At 42.3% G+C, this 18627-nt stretch carries 18 protein-coding genes; 4 read left to right on the plus strand and 14 right to left on the minus strand.

The annotated features are described in order from the left end of the window. Positions 1-143 precede the first annotated feature (143 nt). Positions 144-935, plus strand: coding sequence for a cytochrome C assembly family protein (locus ACP7AE_RS02050; protein ID WP_055124689.1), 792 nt, complete (start codon positions 144-146; stop codon positions 933-935). 122 nt (positions 936-1057) lie between these two features. Here the strand turns inward: ACP7AE_RS02050 and purU are convergent, their stop codons facing one another. Together purU and ACP7AE_RS02060 are read right to left on the minus strand one after the other, a co-directional pair. Then, positions 1058-1987 carry a formyltetrahydrofolate deformylase gene (gene purU / locus ACP7AE_RS02055; protein ID WP_227676607.1) on the minus strand — a complete coding sequence of 310 codons (930 nt, stop codon included), beginning with the start codon at positions 1985-1987 and terminating at the stop codon, positions 1058-1060. Between the two features lie 192 nt (positions 1988-2179). Beyond that, on the minus strand, positions 2180-4267 hold the full coding sequence (locus ACP7AE_RS02060; protein ID WP_201540460.1) for a hypothetical protein: 2088 nt from the start codon (positions 4265-4267) through the stop codon (positions 2180-2182). 485 nt (positions 4268-4752) lie between these two features. Between ACP7AE_RS02060 and rpmB the strand changes: the two genes are divergently transcribed. Further along, complete coding sequence (gene rpmB, locus ACP7AE_RS02065) at positions 4753-4989, plus strand: 50S ribosomal protein L28 (protein WP_010201401.1); 237 nt, start codon at positions 4753-4755, stop codon at positions 4987-4989. Positions 4990-5122: 133 nt separating this feature from the next. Further along, positions 5123-5278: a 50S ribosomal protein L33 gene (gene rpmG / locus ACP7AE_RS02070; RefSeq protein ID WP_045444249.1), complete on the plus strand. Its 156-nt coding sequence runs from the start codon at positions 5123-5125 to the stop codon at positions 5276-5278. A gap of 164 nt (positions 5279-5442) precedes the next feature. Here the strand turns inward: rpmG and ACP7AE_RS02075 are convergent, their stop codons facing one another. The 12 genes from ACP7AE_RS02075 to ispH all read right to left on the minus strand — a co-directional run bounded on the left by ACP7AE_RS02075 (position 5443) and on the right by ispH (position 17482). After that, positions 5443-5754 carry a hypothetical protein gene (locus ACP7AE_RS02075; RefSeq protein WP_045444246.1) on the minus strand — a complete coding sequence of 104 codons (312 nt, stop codon included), beginning with the start codon at positions 5752-5754 and terminating at the stop codon, positions 5443-5445. Between the two features lie 185 nt (positions 5755-5939). Continuing rightward, a complete protein-coding gene (locus tag ACP7AE_RS02080) occupies positions 5940-6251 on the minus strand; it encodes a hypothetical protein (protein ID WP_426241190.1) in 312 nt (103 codons plus the stop codon). Between the two features lie 120 nt (positions 6252-6371). After that, a complete protein-coding gene (locus ACP7AE_RS02085; RefSeq protein WP_227676610.1) occupies positions 6372-6749 on the minus strand; it encodes a hypothetical protein in 378 nt (125 codons plus the stop codon). A 120-nt stretch (positions 6750-6869) separates the two neighbouring features. Then, positions 6870-7562, minus strand: a complete 693-nt coding sequence (gene rpe, locus ACP7AE_RS02090; RefSeq protein ID WP_055124691.1) for a ribulose-phosphate 3-epimerase — start codon at positions 7560-7562, stop codon at positions 6870-6872. 111 nt (positions 7563-7673) lie between these two features. Further along, entirely contained in the window at positions 7674-7955 is a 282-nt protein-coding gene (locus tag ACP7AE_RS02095) for a TIGR03643 family protein (protein ID WP_426241356.1), read from the minus strand. 256 nt (positions 7956-8211) lie between these two features. Continuing rightward, positions 8212-9102, minus strand: a complete 891-nt coding sequence (fghA, locus tag ACP7AE_RS02100; protein ID WP_426241191.1) for an S-formylglutathione hydrolase — start codon at positions 9100-9102, stop codon at positions 8212-8214. A 228-nt stretch (positions 9103-9330) separates the two neighbouring features. Next, complete coding sequence (locus ACP7AE_RS02105) at positions 9331-10812, minus strand: C13 family peptidase (protein WP_426241192.1); 1482 nt, start codon at positions 10810-10812, stop codon at positions 9331-9333. A 346-nt stretch (positions 10813-11158) separates the two neighbouring features. Then, on the minus strand, positions 11159-13204 hold the full coding sequence (htpG, locus tag ACP7AE_RS02110; protein WP_426241193.1) for a molecular chaperone HtpG: 2046 nt from the start codon (positions 13202-13204) through the stop codon (positions 11159-11161). A gap of 257 nt (positions 13205-13461) precedes the next feature. Continuing rightward, positions 13462-14982, minus strand: a complete 1521-nt coding sequence (locus ACP7AE_RS02115; RefSeq protein WP_426241358.1) for a catalase — start codon at positions 14980-14982, stop codon at positions 13462-13464. Between the two features lie 412 nt (positions 14983-15394). Further along, positions 15395-16213, minus strand: a complete 819-nt coding sequence (locus ACP7AE_RS02120) for a thioesterase family protein (protein WP_426241194.1) — start codon at positions 16211-16213, stop codon at positions 15395-15397. A 14-nt stretch (positions 16214-16227) separates the two neighbouring features. Continuing rightward, on the minus strand, positions 16228-16473 hold the full coding sequence (locus ACP7AE_RS02125) for a hypothetical protein (protein ID WP_087815097.1): 246 nt from the start codon (positions 16471-16473) through the stop codon (positions 16228-16230). A gap of 52 nt (positions 16474-16525) precedes the next feature. Further along, positions 16526-17482: a 4-hydroxy-3-methylbut-2-enyl diphosphate reductase gene (ispH, locus tag ACP7AE_RS02130; protein WP_045444223.1), complete on the minus strand. Its 957-nt coding sequence runs from the start codon at positions 17480-17482 to the stop codon at positions 16526-16528. A gap of 482 nt (positions 17483-17964) precedes the next feature. Between ispH and gmk the strand changes: the two genes are divergently transcribed. Then, positions 17965-18591 (plus strand): guanylate kinase, encoded by a 627-nt coding sequence (gene gmk, locus ACP7AE_RS02135; protein WP_045454143.1) that lies wholly within the window; start codon positions 17965-17967, stop codon positions 18589-18591. Positions 18592-18627: the final 36 nt, after the last annotated feature.

Here is an 18627-nt window from a genome sequence, read left to right on the forward strand (position 1 = left end):
TTATAAGGAATAAGCAAGTTGGTGCTCAATTGGCACCCATTTTATGATAAATTGGACGATTATTCTAATCATTCCGATAATACCACTTTAGCATTAAATTGAGCGGCTATTTTACGCTCAGTATGAGATGAGGCATTCTATCTGTGCACTTTGCATTCTTACTTGCTAGCCTAGCCTATATCTTAGTCAGCGCTTACCTTAGTTGGGCGCTGACTCGGGATAAGCCTATCCATAAAGGAATCAGTTTGGGATTATTGATGGTCGGCATGCTCGCGCATGCGGCGCTACTTTATCCTTATGTTGTGACACTTTACGGGCTAAACTTTAATCTTTTTAATATCATCAGCCTAATCAGCTTGTTCTTTTTGTTCTTCTATTTTTTATTTTGCTTGTATCGCCCCATTGTTAGTCTGGGCATACTGGCAGCGCCAACAGCATTGGTAGGGTTGACAATTGGCTATATTGGCCGTGCGCCTTATCAACCTATTACAAATATCAGTATTGGGCTTGAAGCTCATATATTACTGTCACTTGCCGCCTATTGTGTGCTGCTGATGGCAGCGGTGCAAGCGCTATTTTTGCGCCTACAAATACGCGAACTCAAGCACCACTCTATTCATCGTTTTTGGGTGAATAAACTACCGTCACTACAAAGTATGGAGAGTCTATTATTCGATATGCTATTGGTCGGTTTTGTCCTACTAAGTATCGCATTGGGCATTGGCTTTATCTATGTAGAGGATTTGATGGCGCAGCATATTGTGCATAAGACCGTATTTAGCCTGCTGTCTTGGTTATTGTTTGGGGCGCTACTAGTCGGTAATTGGCGTGCTGGATGGCGGGGCAAACGTGCCGCCAATATGACTATCTATGCTTTTATCCTATTAGCCATTGGCTTTGTGGGCAGCAAGTTTGTGTTAGAGATGCTGATATAAAATCAGCGCTGCAATAGCAATAGGTCCAGAAAAAAGCCGTGAGTATTAATGAATAATACTCACGGCTTTTTTAACCTTCTGTTAACGAGCACTTCTCAATTTGAAATCGCTCTAATTAAAGGCTAATTAAAAACCACGGTTTTATTACCCGCTACAATCACGCGGTTTTGTACATGCCAGTTCACGGCGCGTGCTAAGACATTGCGCTCGATATCACGACCAATAGCGCGCAGCTCGGTCACACCTTGACGGTGAGTGACTCGGTGTACATCTTGCTCAATGATAGGGCCTTGATCAAGCTCAGCGGTGACGTAATGCGCGGTAGCGCCGATGAGTTTCACACCTTTATCATAAGCCTGACGATAAGGGTCAGCCCCCACAAATGCAGGCAAAAATGAATGGTGAATATTAATAACTTGCATCGGCCAACGCTTGACAAAATCTGACGACAATATCTGCATATAACGCGCCAACACTAGCAAATCATTACCTTCCATCAACTCATGAATTTGCTCTTCTGCCTCTGATTTATTGTCTTTGGTCACTGGCACATGATGGAAAGTAATACCGAAGTTCTCTACCGATTGGCGTAAGTCTTCGTGATTACTGACGACAGAGGTAATCTCGCAATCAAGTAAACCTCGCTGATGCCGCCATAATAAATCCAACAATGCATGATCAAACTTTGATACTAAAATACCAACTTTCGTCTTAATCGCATTATCATGTAAACGCCAAGCCATGTTATGGCGCTTGGCTACCGTATGCGCAAAACTGGCTTCAAAATTCTCAATGATCTCGCTCAATCCTGCCAAAGCAAACTCTAAACGCATAAAATATTGACCACCCTCATGAGCAGTTGAATACTGATCGAGAGTGATAATATTAGCGCCATAGCGATGAATAAACTCAGATACCGCTTGCACGATACCGGCTTGGTCACGGCATTTAATCAATAGCGTGGCAGTATCGATTGTCGTCTTGTTAGGCAGGTTATTAGATAGTTTATGAGATGAGTTTTTTGCTGAAGTAATCGTTACAGTGTCTGACATAGTGCGCCCAATCAAAAAATGAAACTTGCTACTGACTTTCAATACGGTCATTAGCATAGGAAACCGACTATTCTAATCGCTTTTACCTAACTTTGCTGATTGAGTTGGTTGTATTTCGTTATTGAGATTATAAATACAAAAACCCCCAACGCGTGGTTGGGGGCTTACATTATAAAATATATAAACTAACTTTTAAAAAATTTGTACTGTGGTTGTTTTTGAAGTTGGCGCTGGTGTCGTAACTGATAACTTAATACTGTCACCACTTGCGCAGCCAGAAGTTGACACTGTGTATAGAATATCGTTACTACCTTCAAAGAAGTTTTGATTTGTAGTACCATCTACCCGATTTAGATTTACAAGTTTAGGTACTGTTATATTACCACTGCTAATTTCTGGCTCACAACTAACATCATTCTCTGTATTATCCTTAGCCGTAAGACTTAAAGCTGTTCCAGATGGCATAGATACAGTTCTGACGTTATTACCATACATCTCAAAAGATACAGCACCTGGTATTATTTTATAATTGTAGAAGGTCGGCGTATCATTAGCGAAACCCATGATAATTTGTTTACGTAATACTGTTGCCAATGCATTATCACATACAGTCGGAGTACTCATATTTTCAAGTACAAAATTTGGTAGGTTAGGTTGAGATAGAGTACTTGCAGCACAAGAGGCTTGTTTAGCATCCTGTGGGAGCGCTCCTCTTTTGTAAACAAATTCACCGGGATTATATTTCAGATCCTCATTGTCATCACGAAAGAAATTACCAATATTATCTAACAGACTATCTATGCCTGCCGTATAAACGTTATCCCCATTCAAATCTGAATACGCTTTATCACCTTCTACGTATGCAATTACACTAACTCGACCATTTGCAGGTCTCGGATTCTGCGAAGTAAATGTTACAGAACAATTTCCTCCAACTGTTGCGCAATTTGGAGTAATTGTACCACCCTCAGCCACAAAACTAACCACTGTACCATCGGGAACAAAGTTGCCTTGACGATCAGTCAAATAAACTGAAACACCTGAAGTATCAATAGCGTTATCAGCTAGAACATTTTTTTCAAGTGCTAGAGTAATGCCTTTCTGCGTAGGTCTACCTGTAGCAACGGCTATATTCTTAGCGGAAGCAGAGATAGTCTCATCTGCTTTTAGTGTGGCTTGAATCTCTACTGGTCCAGGAATGTTACCTGGATATAGGTTTACAGTAACCTTTCCTGATGAGTCGCTGTATAAGGTATCGGAATCTCTATTACCTAGTGAAATAAAATTAAAATCGACTGGCGATTTAATCAAATCAAGTATTACTTCTTGGTTAGCTGCTGGCACACCGTTAGAGTACACTGTAAATTCAATCTGACCAGAAGATGAAGAACCACTATCTTTTGCACCTAGTACCACTGATTCGCTGGTGGTGTATATAATATTACTAGCCTTTATAGCTTTAATATTAACTTCAACACTTTGAGAAGAAGATGTATTATTCGCTGTTACTGCAGTAATGGTTTGTTTATCTTCACATAAATTACCATTACTATCTATTGCCTTATAAGTTGCAGTAACATTGCCCTGATTTGAGGAAACAACACTGGCAGGATCAAATGAACCACAGGTGGCTGAAAAATTTACAGTAACATCATTCTGAAATTTGCCAGTACTAATATCTTTTGTCTGTAAAGTAACTACGGTTGATGCACCTGACTCTAAAACTGTTTCCCCTGTTTTTAAATTAATTAAACTAATATCAACAGCTTGTAAAGAGTAGTTATATTCAGCAGTAGTATCAGTCATATCCTCATATTTAGCTGTGGCAGATAAACTATAGCTACCAGTGTCATTAGGGGATAATGGCACTACAGAAGTTGTTGCAACTCCTTCAGCATTAGTCAATACTGCGCCGTTAGTTGTTCCAAACTTAACGCCTTCACCATTGAAGGTAACTAAAGCTCCACTAACTCCATTCCCTTGAGCATCGGTAACAGTTGCTTTTGCAGTTGCGCCTGACATTGAAAGAGTACGAGTTAGATTACCATTAGCGTCTAATAGTGACATAGGGCTGATCTTCAGCACATTTCCAATATCACCATTGCCTATACCACCATCACCCGTACCCGTACCCGGCTGCTCTACACCCAAATCAGGTGCAGGTGCAACAGAATCTACAGTATCACCGTCACCACCACCACATCCAGCTAGAGTTAGTGATATTGATAACGCCGTAAGCTGAAATAATTTAGAGGTAAAAGGTAATGAGCTATATGACATGTTTTGGACTCCGCGTCAGCAGTAATTTATTCGAGCAAATAAGCGAAAATCATTACACAGAATCATAATAGATTGGTAATGATACATAGATTTACATTAACACCCGTTGTATTAACAGATTGTATTAAATATATAACAGCAACTTTACTGACTTTTGTCATAACTTACAACTAAAAATTAATTTTTACTATTAAATAATCAACAACATAGCCAGTGAATTTCAGGGTATAATAGCCATCCTTTAGATCGACAATAATCATAAAAATATTTGAGTATTCATCACTTTTATGGTATAAATGTCGGCTTTAAAATTTTCTGAATTGGTAAGCTTGTTATTTGCCTTTAGATAACAGCAATATCAACTCAACATTCATATAGTTTTGTTTGGTGCAAAGCTGCCGCTTGCTGTGTCCATGCCGCAAAAACGTGCAACTTGCCCAGACTGGTATGAGAAAAACTCATACCTCATAGATTAGGAGTTCGCCATGTCTCGAGTTTGCCAAGTGACTGGAAAGCGCCCTATGGTGGGTAATAATGTTTCGCACGCAAACAACAAAACCCGTCGTCGCTTTCTACCAAACCTTCATAACCATCGTTTTTGGGTAGAGTCTGAAAATCGTTTTGTACGTCTACGTGTGTCTACCAAAGGTATGCGCACTATTGACAAACTTGGTATCGATAAAGTGTTAGCAGATATGCGCGCACAAGGTCAAAAAGTATAAGTTAAGACTGGCAGCTTAATATCTCGATAATTTTCGTCATTTAAGCTGCTTTTCTGCTGCATCTTATGTAGCTACTTAATATTTTAGATCCGTACCTATCGTTTGAAGACCCCTCATTTACAGGAAAGCTATCATGAGAGATAAAATTAAATTAGTATCAACAGCTGGTACTGGGTATTACTACACCACTACTAAAAACAAACGCACTATGCCTGGCAAAATGGAAATGAAGAAATTCGATCCAAAAATTCGCCAGCACGTGATGTTTAAAGAAGCTAAAATCAAATAATTGCTATAATTTATAGAATATATTTTCATATATACTTTCTATAAATAAGTTATTTGAGAAAAAGGGTATATCAATTGATATACCCTTTTTTATGCTTACTACTTTTCATGATTATTATTTTAATTAACGACTACTGGCCATCCTAACAGCAACTCATCTCATCACTAACTATAGTGCGTCGGCTCTTTGTCATAAACATGCGCATGCCATTGGCTCATCTGCTTTTGCATAATCACCTGAATCGCGGCATGAATCATATGCTGACCTATTGCTTGGGTGTCACTACCGAGCAGCTCTTTCAGCTTTTCAGAAAAATCAATGGTCATCAGCGGCGCTTCGTCTTGTTCCGCGTCACGTAACAATAAGCGACCATCTTCTGCCTCTACCAACTCAAGGGTAGTCTCTTTGGCAAATCCTGCAAATTGATCCGTACTTTCGTTATCTACTTCTATATCATTATCGATATCGTATGGCATGAATTGCTTCCTCATTGTCCCGTCTAATACTTGCAAGAAAAATCACGCGTCGCAACATTATTGTTTTACAGTAATACGGGTAAAACTATCTTAGTCATACAATGGACGCTTTGGTCTTGAAATTCAAGGCTTGTCACATAAGTCTTCTACATAAAGGCTTTTTGGGTGTGCTATCACTGATAGTATTAGCGCCAGTAGCGTAATTTTGCCACAGTAAATAAGAAGGCAACAAACATACCGAGATAGTACATAAGCTTTAACTCTAATGTCGGATCTCGATATTTAAACGGTAAGGCTACAGTGGCGGTGGCGGTCGGAAATATCAACAGCATAAGCAGCCAGTTTTCGATGACATCGAGCCAGCCTTGTAAATCAGTACCGTTACGTAATGATGCCAGCCCTAGCAGCAAACAGGCGATAATTAAGCTCGTGAATAAGCCATTGGGTAGGTCTTTTGGATAGATGATATTGGCAATCTTGGTCGGTATGATTCTCATGTAAAATTCCAGTCACGCTTGCAGCGCGTGACTTAATAATTAAAAATTGTATAAAAACAGCCTATCATAAATATTGCAGTGCACTATTTACTAAACAGCTTTATCTCTGCTCATAAGACTCTAACTGTAAGTACCCATTAACCAAAGCATCGATATACAAGAGGTTAAATAACCCAAGCTAATGGCATTCCAGCTCTCTATATGCATGCCTTTAACTTTGTTAAGTATCTTCGAACCTAGCCAAAAAAACAGGGGAATGCCCAGCATAAATGCAGGCACAATGACCGCAGCATGACGTAATACTTCACCAGTATCATCACCCACCATTAGCCGAAAGCCATAACCCGCCAGACTTAGAACCAAGGCAAATACAGCCAAGCCAATAGTAATACCCTTTGGCACCAAGCTGCGTTGCTGTGTCTCATTCTGAATTGGCTGCTCAGTGCTTTGCTCTGACTCAGGTGATTCTGACGAATTGATTGAGTTTTTTGTGTCCATATTTCACCTTTACGTAACTTGCCATTATGCATCGTTATCCGTTATACAGCACTTTTTGCTACTATTCTTTTATGACGAAAATGACTGACGAACGTATTTACCAGTCACATAAGACCGTGGTTATTCGTTACCATTAGCCAAAGCCAGCTCAGCACGCATAGCATCAATAGCCACTTTATAGTCATCTTGGTTAAAGATCGCCGACCCTGCCACAAACATATCCGCACCCGCTTCGGCAATGGCTCGAATATTACTGGCTTTGATACCGCCATCTACTTCTAATCTGATATCACGACCACTGGTGATGATGCGCTGACGAACTTGGCGCACTTTTTCTAGCGTCCCTTCAATAAATGACTGACCGCCAAAACCTGGGTTGACGCTCATCAATAAAATTTGATCTACCTTGTCCATCACATAGTCTAAATAATGTAATGGCGTTGCGGGATTCAATACTAAACCACATTCAGCACCGCCATCTTTGATCAGCTGTAAAGAGCGATCAATATGCCCACTGGCTTCTGGATGAAAAGTGATAACACTCGCACCTGCTTCCAAAAACTGCTCAATCATGCCGTCAACTGGTGAGACCATCAAATGCACATCGATTGGTGCATCAATCCCATAATCACGCAGCGCCTTACAAATCATACTGCCAAAGGTGAGATTGGGTACATAATGGTTGTCCATTACATCAAAATGAATCACATCAGCACCTGATTCCAACACCCTTTCAACTTCTTCACCTAGACGTGCAAAATCAGCTGAGAGTATTGATGGGGCGATAAGATAAGGTTTAGAAGGAATAATCATAGTTGAGCTACCTGATTCTGTTGAAATAAAATACGAATAAAATAAAAAGAAACTAAGGACTGGCTTAAAAAAACTTTGCCTTTAAAGCAATAATATTAAGAACTCAAACTACTAGCGCTGCTTATACTGGGTTTTGCAATAAGCACGACCGACATCGAAGCCTCGCTTAGCTTGATGTTTGGTAGCGCGATTACTGACACGCTGACGCCATAAGCGAAAAGATGACGGCTTTAGCGTTTGGCGCATCAGCTTAATCACGCCTGCTTCATTGAGACCATAGCTATGCTCTATCGCCGCAAACGGTGTTCTGTCCTCCCACGCCATTTCTATCACTCGTGAAATTTGCGCCTCATCTAGCACTTTATCACCCGATTCATTGACTACGGTTGCGATAAGCTCATCGGATTTATCAGCGTTTGATTGCTCGCCATTTGCGCTCGCATGAGTATTATTGTGCTGCTTATTCTTTATCGCGGAATCCATATCAGCTTGCATCATTGCTAATGCCGACTGGGAACTAGTAACGTATAACTGATAGTCAGGCTCTGACTGCTCACGTGATTTAGCTGCGATTAAATCTTGACAACTTGCCATAAAAATACCCTTTTAATCTTAAGCAGTATAACGAAAAACACGGTAATATTATGGATTAGCCAAGCTGTGCCATACGCCAATGATGTTCGATATGATCGTTAATCACCGTTTGAATAAAATAGTAGCTATGATCGTGACCCGCCTGATAACGCAAGGTTAAGGGCTGATTGGCTTTGTTACAAGCATGTTGCAATTTGGTGGTTTGCAGTTGACCCTCTGCTAAAAAATTATCAGCCGCGCCTTGATCCACCAAGATACTTGCATACTGCTGCCCTGATTTTTCAATCATCTGCGCAGCATCTGCCTGCGCCCATCGTGACTTATCATCGCCGAAGTATTCTGTATAAGCGGCTTGCCCCCATGCTGACTCACTGGCCGCGCACACAGGCGATAAAGCTGAGACACTCACAAACTTGCCTGGAAACTTAAAGCCCAATAGTAATGCTCCGTGACCGCCCATCGAATGCCCTGTCACGCCGATACTGTCAATAGGAAACTCTGAGCGTAACAAGTCATATAACTCATCAACAATATAGCTTTGCATATTAAAATGCTCTGACCAAGGTGCTTGCGTCGCATCGACATAATAGCTGGCACCCTGACCGACAAAATAGCGGTCGTCGTTTGGCACATCGCTGTCATCACTACTTCGAGGTGATGTATCAGGCGCGATAAGTATCATGCCAAGCTCGCTGCATTTTTGCTGAAAGTGCGCTTTGTGGGTGACATTATCAGCATCGCAAGTGAGACCTGATAAATATAGAATCGCAGGACAACGGCGACCAGCAAGCGCTTCATCTGGCAGATAAATGCTAAAGGTCATCGGCGTTTTGGTCGATGATGATTGATGCCTATAGTAATGCTGCTCACCATCGAAACAGCGGTTGACGCTGATCTGCGTGATTTTTGAGTTGGTAGATAAACTGTGTTTATAAGAGTTGTTCATAAGCGACATCCTTTTTATCCAAAGTAAAGTACACGATGACTTATAAAAAGCATTGGTAAAGTAATACTAGTACTTCTCCAAACTCACTTAGTACTCAATCATTATACCATTCACAAGAATTAAAGTAGTAAGGAAAGCGAGTGTCAGTATTACAGATTCTAGACTGAACGAGCTTAATACGGCTCATCGTGATTTTTGGGTTGCGGGTTTTGGATTTACTGTTAGTTGTTAATTGGCAGTGATCGCAGTATTAGCCACTGGCTGACCAGAAGCACTATCCTCTACGATATTAATGGCGATAGAATCACTATCATTAATAATGCTGGCGACTGGTGGTCGAGTTTTATCAAACAATACTTGTTCGAATGCTGGCAAAGCAGTCTCCATCAGACTACCAATCACCATCTGCGGCTCTGAGGGTTCAAAACCCATCGCACTTTCACGCTCATTCACACGCAAACGGGCATCTTTAAAGGCAGATTCAAAACTGGTATTGCTACGCAGGCTTTCAGAAAAAAACGCTTGCCCAAAATAGGTCATCTCAGCAGTATTGGTACAGCCAAACGATGCCTTATCCACCGCTGATGCGGTAATCACCACCGTGGTTGGAGAGGCCAATTCATCGATAAATGAGCCTGAATAGCAAGCAGATACCACAATCACCCGCCAGCGAATACCTGAAGCGTCTAGCGCCTCCCGTAACCATGCGGCGTCTAGATTCTCCATTGCTAATGGTGGATTTGCTAATTGAATGATATTTTCGTTGCCGTGTGAAGACAAGGTTAGGAATAACACATCCTCATCGGCATTCATCTGCTGACCAATTTTCTTTAATCCGCGCAGAATACTGGTTTTGGTAGCGATTGGCTCATCAAGCCAACTATAAGTATTGTTGATCAACGAGAGTGAATGTCCACTAGTGCCAAAACGCACATCGAATAGCTCACGCACTTTATTAATCTCAGAGCGAAAAACGTCTTGACCAGAGAATCCTGCCACACCCATAAAATACCAGTCGGTCTTGCCCGAATTGCTAGGATCGATGCTACTTAATGCTTGCTGTAACAAACGAGGCTGCTCATATAATGCCGCTTCTGCTAAAACAGGCTCTACAGGAATCTGCTTAAATATAGGCTGGTCCGCGACATTACGCTGCCAAATCGTCAACAGTGCGACTGCACCTACCAATACAATGACCCGCTCCCACCACGGTATACGTAGACGACGAGAAAAAATCCATAATAACGCGAGCGTCTGCCATAAAAACAGCACCAAAAACAGTATGGGTAAAAGTGAATAGCTCCAATCTGGCAACCAACCATAACTGCCCAAAAACTGCACCAAACTTTGTAGTAGTGCAGATAAGGTATCAGCCACTAACCACAATACCACGGGCACAAACACCAACGTTTGATTGCTAGAACGCCGTGCCAAAATGATGCCGCCCAATAAAATTATCATCGGCCAAATCAAGTAGCTGACCAACCCTTGCTCATTAAAGATACTGCCATTTTCCGCGGCTAACCAAGAAAACAGTACATTACTACCGAGTGCCAATAGTGCAAATACGGCAAACTGGATAAAGGTAGGTTTTACCCAAGAAAACGCGCGCGTCGACCCTACTAGCATCCACAAGGTTGCAATAATATTGGCAGCGAAATTGAGTGAAAAACGCTGAAGCGATACGGTTTTTAACGACGCAAGTGACAAAGACTTAGACCTCTAGCCAGTCGAGAAAAGAAAGTGAGTTGATGATGATTTTTGGTGTGGCAGCTACCTACGAAATGTCATTAATTCACATTTTTTATATAGCATATGGACATCAAGATTACATGCAATTCACAATGAGATGATTTTAAGAGACGAATAGCAAAGACTAAAAATATGACTAAACAGTTTAGCTCGCTAATATAACGCGATTGTAACGGATTGTCGGTCAAGAGGATAAGGCTGATTTGTAAAATTCGCTTAAATTTGGCTAAGAATATATAAAAAAGGAGATCTTGAATCCAAGACCTCCTTTTTTCTCAATAATGACTGTATCAAAGACTCACTACTATCTCATCAAAAGCTCATTCACACGTTTTAGATAAGCGGCTGGATCATCTAACTGACCGCCATCTGCTAACAATGCTTGGTCAAAAATTACTTGCGCCAATTTATCAAAATCGACGTCAGATTGCTCGCTAGTCTCTAATTTTTTAATCAATGGATGATCAGGGTTGACCTCTAACGTCGGCTTGCTTTCTGGCACATCTTGACCCATTTGTTTAAGCATCTGAATCATTTGTGGTGATAGCTCGCCTTCTCCAACGACCAAGCAGGCAGGACTATCAACCAAACGCGTCGATACTTTCACATCTTTGGCACGTTCGCCTAACGCTGCTTTAAGTTTATCAACGACTGGCTTCATGGTTTCTTGCGCTTTTTCTGCTTCCGCCTTTTCAGCTTCGTCTTGCAAATCGCCCAAATCAACGGCACCTTTCGCGATATTTTGTAGCGGTGTCTCATCAAATGAGGTCAAGAAATTCATCGCCCACTCATCAACACGGCTGGTCATCAAAATAACTTCGATACCTTTCTTTTTAAACAGCTCTAATTGTGGGCTATTTTTAGCAGCCGCTAGATTATCAGCCGTTAGATAATAGATAGCTTTTTGACCCTCTTTCATACGCGCTTTATAGTCTTCAAAGCTGGTGGTCACACTATCCTGAGTACTGGTTGCATAACGCAGCAATTTGGCAATACGTTCTTGATTGCCCATGTCTTCGCCAACGCCTTCTTTGATGACATCACCAAATTCAGCGTAGAACTGCGCGAATTTTTCTTGCTTATCACTGTCTTCACTGTTGGCAAGACTGGCTAGCAAAGTCAAAATGCGACGGGCGTTACCATCACGAATAGACTTCACATCACGCGACTCTTGTAATAGCTCGCGGCTCACGTTCAATGGCAAGTCTGCTGAATCAATGACCCCTTTGACGAAACGCAGGTACATTGGCAACAGCTGCTCTGCCTCGTCCATAATAAAGACGCGCTTAACATAAAGCTTTAGACCATGCTGCTGGTCACGAGTATACAAATCTACAGGGGCTTTTTTAGGAATATATAGCAGCTGAGTATACTGAACGCGACCTTCGACACGGTTATGCGTCCATGCTAGTGGCGCGTCCATGTCATAGGTGATATTTTTATAAAAATCAATATACTCTTCATCTTCAATCTCAGATGCCGTACGTGTCCATAGCGCGCTGGCTTTATTGATAGTTTCCCATTCATCGGTCAATACCATCTCGCCACCAGCAGGTGCGTCGTCGTTCTCATCTTCTTTGACATCTTCTTGCCAAACTTCTTTACGCATCTGAATCGGCAAGCTGATATGGTCTGAGTATTTATTAACCAACTGCTTAATTTTGCCACGGTCTAAATAGCTGTCTTCGCCCTCACTATATTGCTCTTTTAAATGCAAAGTAATGGCGGTGCCACGAGTTTCTTTCGTGATAGGTTCAACCGTAAAGCTACCCGTACCATCTGATACCCAGCGCACGCCCTTATCCGCAGGTTCGCCCGCTTTGCGTGATTCGACGCTGATCGTGTCAGCAACGATAAAACCTGAATAGAAGCCAACCCCAAACTGTCCGATTAATTGACCATCTTGCTTTTGTGATTCAGACAGCTTGTTTAAAAATGCTTTGGTACCGGACTTGGCAATCGTACCCAAGTTTTCGATGGCATCGGCTTCATTCATGCCAATACCATTATCGGTAAAGGTGATGGTTTTGGCGTCTTCGTCGACCGCAATGCGAATGCGCAGCTCACCATCGTCTTCATAAAGGCTGTCATCATTGGTCGCTTCAAAGCGCAATTTATCACAAGCATCAGAGGCGTTTGAAACCAGCTCACGCACAAAGATATCCGAATTAGAGTAAAGCGAATGGGTGACTAGATGCAGCAGTTGCGCCACTTCCGCCTCAAAGGTATGTTTTTTTAATTCAGGGGTGCTTTCATTAGCGGCACTGTCATTAGCAGTGTCTTTATTAACATTAATATCATCAACAATGTCATCAACATTTTTATTGTCTGCTGGGGTCTGTTCACTCATAAAAAACTCCTTTAATTTATGTCAAAAACGTATCATAAAATAGCAAGCATTCAACTGTCTTTACTCAGGTACAAATTAAGCAGGTCAATTTCGAATATCGCTAAGCTGTTTATACTAATAGGGGCGCAGCAGAAAATTTCAAGCTAAAAAGTACAATTCAACAAAAACACCGCCCTAGTTTCCTAAGGCGGTGTCGTTATATCGATAATAGGTTTAGCAAATAGATTTAGTAATACGTTTTTAGATAGACCTATCAACTATAAGCAGCTAGGCAAATGCAGCGCTGGATCTGACTCACGAGCATTCATCGCATCTTCAACCGTTAAGCCTAGCGCTTTGGCAACGCCTGCGCCATAAGCAGCATCACACCAGTTACAGTTGCGAATGTGGCGATACTGAATAAAGTCCGGCACACCAGCCATGTTATTCGCTGTGTTTTCAAATAGCACTTGTTGTTGCTCAGCACTCATCAAATTAAACAATGCACGAGGTTGGCTAAAATAATCGCTATCGTCTTCACGGAAGTCATAATGCGCCGCATAGCCGTCAATTTTTAATGGTGGCTCAGCATAATCAGGCTGCTCTTGCCACTGGCTAAAGCTGTTTGGTTCATAATGCGGGCGACTGCCATAGTTATCATCGACACGGCCTTGACCATCACGATGATTGCTCATCACAGGGCAACGCGGCTTATTTACCGGAATCTGTTGATGATTGACACCGACACGATAACGCTGAGCATCAGCATAGTTAACCAAGCGGTTTTGTAGCATTTTATCTGGTGAAACGCTGATACCCGGTACCAAATTACTTGGGGCAAATGCAGCTTGTTCCACATCAACAAAGTAGTTGTCAGAGTTTTTATTTAATTCAAACTCACCCACTTCAATCAGCGGATAATCCCCTTTTGGCCATACCTTGGTCAAGTCAAACGGATGATAAGGAACGGTATCCGCCTCAGCTTCTGGCATGATTTGCACATACATTTTCCATTTTGGGAAATCGCCATTTTCGATGGCATCGTACAAGTCTTTTTGATGACTTTCACGATCCATACTAACGACTTCTGCCGCTTCTGCATCGGTCAAGTTCTTGATGCCTTGTTGCGTACGGAAATGGAATTTTACCCAAAAACGTTCTTTGGCTTCGTTCCAAAAACTATATGTGTGCGAGCCAAAACCATGCATATTTCTGTACGAGGCTGGCAGACCGCGATCACTCATAACGATGGTAACTTGATGTAAGGCTTCAGGTAATAAAGTCCAAAAGTCCCAGTTGTTGGTCGCCGAACGCATATTGGTACGTGGATCACGTTTGACGGCTTTGTTTAGGTCTGGGAATTTGCGCGGATCACGTAAAAAGAACACAGGTGTATTATTTCCCACCATATCCCAGTTACCTTCTTCGGTGTAGAATTTCAAAGCAAAGCCGCGAATGTCACGCTCGGCATCAGCTGCGCCGCGCTCACCTGCGACGGTACTAAAGCGCGCAAACATCTCAGTCTGTTTACCCACTTCGCTAAAAATATCCGCACGGGTATATTTAGTAATATCATTGGTCACGGTAAAAGTACCAAATGCGCCAGAGCCTTTGGCGTGCATACGGCGCTCTGGAATCACTTCACGGACGAAATTTCCTAACTTTTCATTGAGCCAAACATCTTGCGCCAATAATGGGCCGCGTTTGCCTGCCGTCATGCTGTTTTGATTGTCTGCCACTGGTGCGCCATTGCCCATGGTCAATTGGGTCGGTGCGTAAGGACATTTTTTATCGCTCATATCGTTGTTTATGTCGTTGCTCATAGTCATACTCCTGTGAATAGCAAATGGATTAAAGTACAAAACCTATTCTGAATACGCTTCTATTAATAGTTCCAGAATAGTTGTCAGCTTGTTCGAAAAACGGTTTGTTTTTTTCATAGTAATGTCTAATGACAGTCATGTTCTGTGGTTAGATACTATTACAACCCATTACCATTGATTTGTATAATTAATTAATTACATTATTTCGTTTTGTTTTTCAGAACCACTTAACTTGTTTTCTACTCATCCAAATACTTTATTCCTTAGGATGATTGTTATTAACAACGATAAATATTAACAGTGCAACTACTCTCTATCAGCCTTGCTATCACTTTTTTAAAGCGAATTGACCATATTAAATAGAGCTTAATTAAATACCACAGAGCCATTAACTCGGCATCGGACGAATGGTCAAAATTTGCTCACTACGACCAAAAGGGCCATTGATGTCATGTAACACGGCGCTCGTTAAGCCAATGCCATCATTGCCATACTGCTGCACCGCTTCGATGCCAAGCCAGCGACCTTGCGGCGCGCGGTGCATATGAATTTGCAAATCCGTATTGGGAAACATCCATTCTAATTCTGACAAGCCAAGCCCAAGGCGCGGCACAACGCCATTGGCCGTGTCGACCATGCCCAATAGATGCACCAAGTCATCAGTTGGCTTGCCCTCGATCATATCCACATCATTAGTAATCCAGACCATACCGCGTCCTGGGCGACGCTGCGTATCATCAGCGACCAAGCGCACACTTTCAATAAACCCGCCCGGCCAGCCTTTCATGTCTTCCCAAATGGGCAACTCTTCGGGCTTATGTACCGCTTTTTGGTCTTCAATGCCTGCAATCTCGCTGGTATCTTGGGTCATTAGACGCCATGCCCGCGCAATAATCGCATCACGACCTCGACTGCTCATGACTGCTTCAATCAGCTCAATGGTCTTGCCCGGACGAATACAACGCGTGGTAATGGTAAAGTCATCCAGTGGAATCAATCCTAAGATATCTAGGCTGATACGAGCGATACGCATGTTTTCTTGCGGCGCATAACCGTTTAGCTCAGCCGTGAGCAATCCTGTCGCTGGCGCCATATGCTGTTCATGCTCATTCCAAGCCCCTTGGGCATGTTTGGTTGGCTGATAATGTGCGACGTTGACGCCGTCTTCTCGCTGTTCGCGTTTGATAAAATTATAATAAGCTGACATGACTGTCCTATGATTTATTTGATAAGCTCTTGTTGTTTTAATTTAAGAACCTGTCGACTCTTAATGACAAAAAATAATGCAACGACCATCGCGGCAATTAATACGCCATAAAAAACATTCTTTTCTCGCATAAAATGCAGAATATTACTGCCTAACACGAATCCCACCACCACGATGACAAACAAATTCACTTTCAATTGTTTGTTAACCTCAGCGAGAGTGGCTTCTGCCAATACAAATCCTTTTTTTTGCTTTTTCATTTTGCGTTACCTACTATACGTTACCTATTAGATGTCTTGTACAGAGCCTTATCTATTTACCCACTTGGGTGACTGGGATACGCAAGGCTTTAGGCAGACTGAAAGTGACATTTTCTTCGATGCCTGATAGCTCACTCGGTAAATCGCCACCCCAATCTTGCAGCTGCTGTAGCACTTCTTGAATCAGTACTTCGGGTGCTGATGCGCCAGCGGTGACGCCGATACTCTGCACACCATCCAACCAGCTTTTATCCATCTCACTGGCATTGTCGATTAAATACGCACGGCAATTCATCCGCTCAGCCAGCTCACGCAGACGATTAGAATTGGATGAATTGGGCGAGCCAACCACCAAGACCACCTCACAGCGACTGGCTAAGTCTTTTACCGCATCTTGGCGGTTTTGCGTGGCATAACAGATATCGTCTTTGCGCGGACCTTGGATACTAGGGAATTTTTCACGCAGTGCATCGATGACGCGCGCTGTGTCATCCATAGATAAGGTCGTTTGGGTAACAAATGCCAAACGTTCGGCATTTTGTACGCTCAATGCTGCCACATCGGCTTCGTTTTCAACCAAATGAATGTGACCGCCGTGGCGACGGTTAAAGCGCCCCATCGTGCCTTCCACTTCGGGATGTCCAGCGTGCCCAATCAATACCGCATCCATACCCTCTTGCGCAAATTTAGCGACTTCGATATGTACCTTAGTGACCAGCGGACAAGTGGCATCAAATACGGTCAAATCGCGGCGTTCAGCCTCATCTTCGACAGCTTTTGATACACCATGAGCAGAAAAAATAACGATAGAGCCATCTGGCACTTCATGAAGTTCTTCCACAAAGACTGCACCGCGATTGGCCAAATCAGAGACGACAAATTTATTATGCACCACCTCGTGACGGACATAAATGGGCGGTTCAAAACGTGTCAATGCTTCGTTCACAATCGCAATCGCGCGATCCACACCAGCACAAAATCCACGTGGATTGGCAAGATAAATTTGCATAAGAGGGCCTATCATTAGATAATTTATTATTAAAGCTTAAATACACAACATTACTGTCAAAAGCTTTAATTCAAAAATTGGGATGAATTCATTACGCTACTTTAGCATAATTTACTTTTATTGCCTTTGAAAATAGCAAGGTACTAGAGGCTGTTTTAACTAGAAGCACACACATATTCATACGTTCAAAGTATTTATCCATAGTGGCAGCGTTAACTGCACTTAATGCACCAAAAATGTGATTTATACTAAGTCGCCCTATACCATCTTTACACCGCTTCGATGATAACGACTGGTCAAAGGCGGCTTTAATTAAAATAAAAACCACAAAAGCAGTTTATAATAGTGCATCGATGACAATGTCTATCGCCATAAATGATGGCGATTTTTCTTTTTACCAGTTTTGAATTGTTTACTAAAAAAGCTTTGGCTCTTTTACTCGCACAGATTTGACTAGCACACACTCCATTAGGACACATTGTATGACAGGTTCATTATTTATTATTACCGCCGCCTCAGGTACGGGCAAAACCTCACTGGTAAAGCAGCTACTTGCCACGACTAATGACTTAACCGTCAGCGTATCACACACCACGCGCACGCCACGTCCCGGCGAGATTGATGGTCACCATTATCATTTTACCGACGTCGAAAACTTTGTGACTGCCATCGGTGAAAACAAGTTTTTAGAACATGCTGAGGTCTTTGGTAATTACTATGGTACCTCGGAGCAAAGTGTGCGGACGCAGTTAGAAGCAGGCGTCGATGTTATTTTAGAGATTGATTGGCAGGGCGCACTACAAGTCAAAAAAATCTTTACTGACGCCATTATGATTTTTATTTTACCGCCAAGTATTGCCACTTTACGTCAGCGCTTATCGACGCGTGGGCAAGATACTATGGAGGTAATAGAGCAACGTCTGGCTGGCGCAGTGACTGAGATGGCGCAATATGTCCATTTTGATTTTGTGATTATTAATGACAATTTTGAGGTCGCTTTGACTGAGCTAAAAGCCATTATCGTGGCAGACAGGCAGACGCTTAAGCGTCAACAGCAGCGGTATCATCGCACCATCAGCAATTTACTTAGCAATAAAGTAGAAGAGTAAAGCAAGAACGAGATGCGACTGTTAACTCAGTCAATG

Origin of the sequence: Psychrobacter sp. TWP2-1-2, from assembly GCF_049896785.1 — a bacterium.
In the GTDB taxonomy this organism is placed as follows: domain Bacteria; phylum Pseudomonadota; class Gammaproteobacteria; order Pseudomonadales; family Moraxellaceae; genus Psychrobacter.

Excerpts from the sequence above, each read along its gene's own strand:
- ACP7AE_RS02115 (WP_426241358.1), bottom strand. The coding sequence starts at position 14,982 with ATGAGCGATAAAAAATGTCCTTACGCACCGACCCAATTGACCATGGGC.
- gmk (WP_045454143.1), top strand. The coding sequence starts at position 17,965 with ATGACAGGTTCATTATTTATTATTACCGCCGCCTCAGGTACGGGCAAA.
- ACP7AE_RS02080 (WP_426241190.1), bottom strand. The coding sequence starts at position 6,251 with ATGAGAATCATACCGACCAAGATTGCCAATATCATCTATCCAAAAGAC.
- ACP7AE_RS02060 (WP_201540460.1), bottom strand. The coding sequence starts at position 4,267 with ATGTCATATAGCTCATTACCTTTTACCTCTAAATTATTTCAGCTTACG.
- ACP7AE_RS02120 (WP_426241194.1), bottom strand. The coding sequence starts at position 16,213 with ATGTCAGCTTATTATAATTTTATCAAACGCGAACAGCGAGAAGACGGC.
- purU (WP_227676607.1), bottom strand. The coding sequence starts at position 1,987 with ATGTCAGACACTGTAACGATTACTTCAGCAAAAAACTCATCTCATAAA.
- ACP7AE_RS02075 (WP_045444246.1), bottom strand. The coding sequence starts at position 5,754 with ATGCCATACGATATCGATAATGATATAGAAGTAGATAACGAAAGTACG.
- rpmG (WP_045444249.1), top strand. The coding sequence starts at position 5,123 with ATGAGAGATAAAATTAAATTAGTATCAACAGCTGGTACTGGGTATTAC.
- rpmB (WP_010201401.1), top strand. The coding sequence starts at position 4,753 with ATGTCTCGAGTTTGCCAAGTGACTGGAAAGCGCCCTATGGTGGGTAAT.
- ispH (WP_045444223.1), bottom strand. The coding sequence starts at position 17,482 with ATGCAAATTTATCTTGCCAATCCACGTGGATTTTGTGCTGGTGTGGAT.
- ACP7AE_RS02085 (WP_227676610.1), bottom strand. The coding sequence starts at position 6,749 with ATGGACACAAAAAACTCAATCAATTCGTCAGAATCACCTGAGTCAGAG.
- htpG (WP_426241193.1), bottom strand. The coding sequence starts at position 13,204 with ATGAGTGAACAGACCCCAGCAGACAATAAAAATGTTGATGACATTGTT.
- fghA (WP_426241191.1), bottom strand. The coding sequence starts at position 9,102 with ATGAACAACTCTTATAAACACAGTTTATCTACCAACTCAAAAATCACG.
- rpe (WP_055124691.1), bottom strand. The coding sequence starts at position 7,562 with ATGATTATTCCTTCTAAACCTTATCTTATCGCCCCATCAATACTCTCA.
- ACP7AE_RS02125 (WP_087815097.1), bottom strand. The coding sequence starts at position 16,473 with ATGAAAAAGCAAAAAAAAGGATTTGTATTGGCAGAAGCCACTCTCGCT.